The sequence below is a fragment of the uncultured Tenacibaculum sp. genome, from assembly GCF_947498805.1.
Taxonomy (GTDB): Bacteria; Bacteroidota; Bacteroidia; order Flavobacteriales; family Flavobacteriaceae; genus Polaribacter.
Genome location: NZ_CANMLT010000015.1, coordinates 1 through 5,364, shown reverse-complemented (window position 1 = coordinate 5,364; position 5,364 = coordinate 1). Strand labels below are relative to the sequence as shown.

Sequence of the window (5,364 nt, the reverse complement as noted above, 5' to 3'; positions counted from 1 at the left end):
TGAGGTTTAAAAAGAAAGGCGACGACCTACTCTCCCACCAGTGGCAGTACCATCGGCGCTAATGGGCTTAACTTCTCTGTTCGGAATGGTAAGAGGTGAGCCCCATTGCTATAATCACCTTAAACTGTTTCAGTTGTTTCAACTGTATATGTTTGACATATGGTAAAATAATATGATAATCTAAATCAAGTTTGTTTTTACGTAAATACTCTTTCTAAAGAGTGTCCTTCCTCCCGAAGGAGGAAGACTACGTACATAAGCCTATGGGTTATTAGTACTACTCAGCTACATACATTACTGCACTTACACTTATAGCCTATCAACGTGGTGATCTTCCACGACCCTTTAAAGAAATCTCATCTTGTGGTGGGTTTCGCGCTTATATGCTTTCAGCGCTTATCCCTTCCCAACGTAGCTACCCAGCAGTGCCCCTGGCGAGACAACTGGTACACTAGAGGTTAGTCCAACTCGGTCCTCTCGTACTAAAGTCAGATCCACTCAAATTTCTAACGCCCACAGCAGATAGAGACCGAACTGTCTCACGACGTTCTGAACCCAGCTCGCGTGCCACTTTAATGGGCGAACAGCCCAACCCTTGGGACCTTCTCCAGCCCCAGGATGTGACGAGCCGACATCGAGGTGCCAAACCCCCCCGTCGATGTGAGCTCTTGGGGGAGATCAGCCTGTTATCCCCGGAGTACCTTTTATCCTTTGAGCGATGGCCCTTCCACACGGAACCACCGGATCACTATGCTCTACTTTCGTACCTGATCGACCTGTATGTCTCTCAGTCAAGCTCCCTTATGCCATTGCACTCTACGCACGGTTACCAAGCGTGCTGAGGGAACCTTTAGAAGCCTCCGTTACTCTTTTGGAGGCGACCACCCCAGTCAAACTACCCACCACGCACTGTTCTCATCACTGAGTTAGGCTCTAGATAAGCAAAGGGTGGTATTTCAAGGTTGACTCCACAACGCCTAGCGACGCTGCTTCATAGCCTCCCACCTATCCTACACATTACTTATCCAAAGTCAATACGAAGCTATAGTAAAGGTTCACGGGGTCTTTTCGTCCCGCTGCGGGTAATCGGCATCTTCACCGATACTACAATTTCACCGAGCTCATGGCTGAGACAGTATCCAGATCGTTGCACCATTCGTGCAGGTCGGAACTTACCCGACAAGGAATTTCGCTACCTTAGGACCGTTATAGTTACGGCCGCCGTTTACTGGGGCTTCATTTGATTGCTTCGCCGAAGCTAACAACTCCACTTAACCTTCCAGCACCGGGCAGGTGTCAGGCCTTATACATCATCTTTCAATTTAGCAAAGCCCTGTGTTTTTGATAAACAGTCGCCTGGATCTTTTCACTGCGGCCACACAAAGTGTGGCGACCTTTCTCCCGAAGTTACAGGTCTATTTTGCCTAGTTCCTTAGCCATGAATCTCTCGAGCACCTTAGAATTCTCATCCCAACTACCTGTGTCGGTTTACGGTACGGGTTCTTATAAACTGAAGCTTAGAGGTTTTTCTTGGAAGTTCTTAGCCGCACTATCCACGCGTCCGAAGAGTTGTGGTACTATCACATTTCAGCTAGGTCTGCGGATTTGCCTACAGTCCCAATACCTACGTGTTTCAACGAGCTATTCCGTCAGCTCGCGGCGGGTTCATTACTCCGTCACCCCATCGCATTTATAAGAAGTACAGGAATATTAACCTGTTGTCCATCGACTACTCCCTTCGGATTCGCCTTAGGTCCCGACTAACCCTCAGCTGATTAGCATCGCTGAGGAAACCTTAGTCTTTCGGTGAGGGGGTTTCTCGCCCCCTTTATCGTTACTTATGCCTACATTTTCTTTTCTATACGTTCCAGCATGCCTCACAGCACACCTTCAGCACATATAGAATGCTCCCCTACCACTTTATTAAGTCCATAGCTTCGGTAATATACTTATGCCCGATTATTATCCATGCAGAACCGCTCGACTAGTGAGCTGTTACGCACTCTTTAAATGAATGGCTGCTTCCAAGCCAACATCCTAGCTGTCTAAGCAGTTCCACCTCGTTTATTCAACTTAGTATATATTTGGGGACCTTAGCTGATGGTCTGGGTTCTTTCCCTCTCGGACATGGACCTTAGCACCCATGCCCTCACTGCTGAGAAACATTTTATAGCATTCGGAGTTTGTCAGGAATTGGTAGGCGGTGAAGCCCCCGCATCCAATCAGTAGCTCTACCTCTATAAAACTTTTACTCAACGCTGCACCTAAATGCATTTCGGGGAGTACGAGCTATTTCCGAGTTTGATTGGCCTTTCACCCCTATCCACAGGTCATCCAAAGACTTTTCAACGTCAACTGGTTCGGTCCTCCACTGTGTGTTACCACAGCTTCAACCTGCCCATGGATAGATCACTCGGTTTCGCGTCTACTACTACTAACTAGATTCGCCCTATTCAGACTCGCTTTCGCTTCGGCTCCGGACCTTAGATCCTTAACCTTGCTAGTAACAGTAACTCGTAGGCTCATTATGCAAAAGGCACGCCGTCACACAGTAAATGTGCTCCGACCGCTTGTAGGCGTACGGTTTCAGGTTCTCTTTCACTCCCTTACTTAGGGTTCTTTTCACCTTTCCCTCACGGTACTAGTTCACTATCGGTCTTTCAGGAGTATTTAGCCTTACCAGATGGTCCTGGTGGATTCATACAGGATTACACGTGTCCCGCACTACTCAGGGTACTGCTATATCATCTTCGTTTACCTATACGAGACTATCACTCTCTTTGGTTAGTCTTTCCAAACTATTCTAGTTCACTTAGATTCTAATGTCGCAGCCCTACAACCCCTAATTTGCCGTAACAAATTAGGTTTGGGCTAATCCGCGTTCGCTCGCCACTACTAACGGAATCACTATTGTTTTCTCTTCCTCCGGGTACTTAGATGTTTCAGTTCTCCGGGTTTGCTCCTTTCGGTGACATGTCTTCAACATGCCGGGTTGCCCCATTCGGAAATTAACGGATCATAAATTATGTGCATCTCCCCGTTACTTATCGCAGCTTATCACGTCCTTCATCGCCTCTGAAAGCCTAGGCATCCGCCATACGCCCTTATTTAGCTTATTGTACTTTTTGCTCTAGCATTACACTAGAACGAGCTCTTTATAATTCTTTATATTTTTATAAAAATAATTCGTTAGATATTTATCTAACTCTCTATCTTGATTCTTTACGATATCATTTTACCAATATGTCAATGAACTTTAGGTTATTTAAAACCTTGTGGAGAATACCGGAGTCGAACCGGTGACCTCTTGCGTGCAAGGCAAGCGCTCTAGCCAGCTGAGCTAATTCCCCTTCTCTAGTAAGAGGAGCCTCATGAGCGATTAAGTTACTTAACACTCTCACCCAACTTCTAGAATTTCCTTACTTTAATCTCAATTAAAAGTAGTAGTCTCGGGCAGACTCGAACTGCCGACCTCTACATTATCAGTGTAGCGCTCTAACCAGCTGAGCTACGAGACTGTCTTAGACATTTACTAAAACATCTAAACTCTCTTTTAAGATCTTAGTCTTTTTTTTAAAATTAACAGCAAAGAGCAAATTACCTCTTTTGTAACTCACCATCTTTCTCTAGAAAGGAGGTGTTCCAGCCGCACCTTCCGGTACGGCTACCTTGTTACGACTTAGCCCTAGTTATCAGTTTTACCCTAGGCCGCTCCTCTCGGTGACGGACTTCAGGCACCCCCAACTTCCATGGCTTGACGGGCGGTGTGTACAAGGCCCGGGAACGTATTCACCGGATCATGGCTGATATCCGATTACTAGCGATTCCAGCTTCACGGAGTCGAGTTGCAGACTCCGATCCGAACTGTGATATGGTTTATAGATTCGCTCCTATTCGCATAGTGGCTGCTCATTGTCCATACCATTGTAGCACGTGTGTAGCCCAGGACGTAAGGGCCGTGATGATTTGACGTCATCCCCACCTTCCTCACGGTTTGCACCGGCAGTCTCGCTAGAGTCCCCAACTTTACTTGATGGCAACTAACGATAAGGGTTGCGCTCGTTATAGGACTTAACCTGACACCTCACGGCACGAGCTGACGACAACCATGCAGCACCTTGTAGAGAGTCCGAAGAAAGTCTATCTCTAGATCATGCACTCTACATTTAAGCCCTGGTAAGGTTCCTCGCGTATCATCGAATTAAACCACATGCTCCACCGCTTGTGCGGGCCCCCGTCAATTCCTTTGAGTTTCAATCTTGCGATCGTACTCCCCAGGTGGGACACTTATCACTTTCGCTTAGTCACTGAATAATTCCAACAACTAGTGTCCATCGTTTACGGCGTGGACTACCAGGGTATCTAATCCTGTTCGCTCCCCACGCTTTCGTCCATGAGCGTCAGTACATACGTAGTAGACTGCCTTCGCAATCGGTATTCTGTGTAATATCTATGCATTTCACCGCTACACTACACATTCTATCTACTTCCATATGACTCAAGTCAACCAGTATCAAAGGCAGTTCTACAGTTAAGCTGTAGGATTTCACCTCTGACTTAATTGACCGCCTGCGGACCCTTTAAACCCAATGATTCCGGATAACGCTTGCACCCTCCGTATTACCGCGGCTGCTGGCACGGAGTTAGCCGGTGCTTATTCTTACAGTACCGTCAGTTACCCACACGTGGATAAGTTTCTTCCTGTATAAAAGCAGTTTACAACCCATAGGGCAGTCTTCCTGCACGCGGCATGGCTGGTTCAGAGTTGCCTCCATTGACCAATATTCCTCACTGCTGCCTCCCGTAGGAGTCTGGTCCGTGTCTCAGTACCAGTGTGGGGGATAATCCTCTCAGACCCCCTACCTATCGTTGCCATGGTAAGCCGTTACCTTACCATCTAGCTAATAGGACGCATAGTCATCTTGTACCGATAAATCTTTAATTAGATAGTGATGCCACTTCCCAATATTATGGAGTATTAATCTTCATTTCTAAAGGCTATCCTCCTGTACAAGGCAGATTCTATACGCGTTACGCACCCGTTCGCCGGTCGTCAGCAAAAAAGCAAGCTTTTTCCTGTTACCCCTCGACTTGCATGTGTTAAGCCTGCCGCTAGCGTTCATCCTGAGCCAGGATCAAACTCTTCATTGTAAAATCTTTAATAATTTTTAATGTCAAGTTTCAAAAGAATTTTTGGTAATCTAACCTAAATTAGATCGCCGTGGTAATTCTACTCTTTAAATTACGCTGTCAATTTCAATATTTTCAATGAACTTGGTTAGTCTCTTTATCACAAATAATTTCATTGCGTTTTCAACTTAACCTCTTTGTAGAAACACTAGAATCGAACTAGTTGATTTATCT

Annotated in this window: 2 tRNA genes and 3 rRNA genes; all 5 read right to left on the bottom strand. The window is 46.1% G+C overall.

The window, feature by feature from the left end:
- Positions 1–13: 13 nt before the first annotated feature.
- The 5 genes from rrf to Q0873_RS18100 all read right to left on the bottom strand — a co-directional run bounded on the left by rrf (position 14) and on the right by Q0873_RS18100 (position 5,151).
- A 5S ribosomal RNA gene (gene rrf, locus Q0873_RS18120) occupies positions 14–122 on the bottom strand.
- Between the two features lie 129 nt (positions 123–251).
- Positions 252–3,119 (bottom strand): 23S ribosomal RNA (locus tag Q0873_RS18115).
- Positions 3,120–3,276: 157 nt separating this feature from the next.
- Positions 3,277–3,350, bottom strand: a tRNA-Ala gene (locus Q0873_RS18110).
- 94 nt (positions 3,351–3,444) lie between these two features.
- Positions 3,445–3,518, bottom strand: a tRNA-Ile gene (locus tag Q0873_RS18105).
- A 112-nt stretch (positions 3,519–3,630) separates the two neighbouring features.
- A 16S ribosomal RNA gene (locus Q0873_RS18100) occupies positions 3,631–5,151 on the bottom strand.
- Together the 16S, 23S and 5S rRNA genes with 2 tRNA genes alongside form the textbook arrangement of a ribosomal RNA operon.
- Between the last annotated feature and the right edge of the window lie 213 nt (positions 5,152–5,364).